Genomic DNA, 657 nt, shown 5'->3' on the forward strand with positions numbered 1-657 from the left:
CAGCAACTTGCTGGTGGATTACGTACAAGCGGAACTCAAAGCCGGTTCACGCATTGTGGTGGAAACCGAACACTGGCTGGCGGTGGTGCCTTACTGGGCTGCTTGGCCGTTCGAAACCATGTTGTTGCCGAAAACGCACATTCGTCGCATGAGCGAACTCAGCGATGAGCAACGAGACGATTTAGCGCGAGCGATCAAGAAGCTGACCAGCCGTTACGACAATTTATTCCAATGCTCTTTCCCTTACTCGATGGGCTGGCACTACGCGCCGTTTTTTGACGAAGGCACAGACATCGACCATTGGCAGCTTCATGCACTTTTTTATCCGCCACTACTGCGCAGTGCCACGGTTCGTAAGTTCATGGTGGGCTACGAAATGCTGGCAGAAAGCCAACGTGACCTCACCGCAGAGCAAGCGGCGCAGCGTCTGCGTGATGTGAGTGATGTCCACTACAAAGAATGCTAAGTCTTTAAATTGGACTGATTACGAATAACGGGATAGCGCGACTTTACAGATAGAAAGTTAGGCTCAACGCGCTATCCCACACAAATTACTATTTTAAGAGAACGTCCCTATGTCTGAACTTATCCAAAATGTGAAAGCGTCATTTGAGCAAGTGTTGGGCTACGCACCTAGCCATATTATCCAAGCGCCTG

The 657-nt window shown here is 50.1% G+C and carries 1 protein-coding gene; it reads left to right on the plus strand.

Annotation, left to right across the window (positions count from 1 at the left end):
* The coding region (gene galT, locus R7O13_RS27770) for a galactose-1-phosphate uridylyltransferase (RefSeq protein ID WP_318305311.1) at positions 1-466 on the plus strand (466 nt) is incomplete at its 5' end.
* Positions 467-657 lie beyond the last annotated feature (191 nt).

Source organism: Vibrio sp. Y176 (assembly GCF_033438945.1).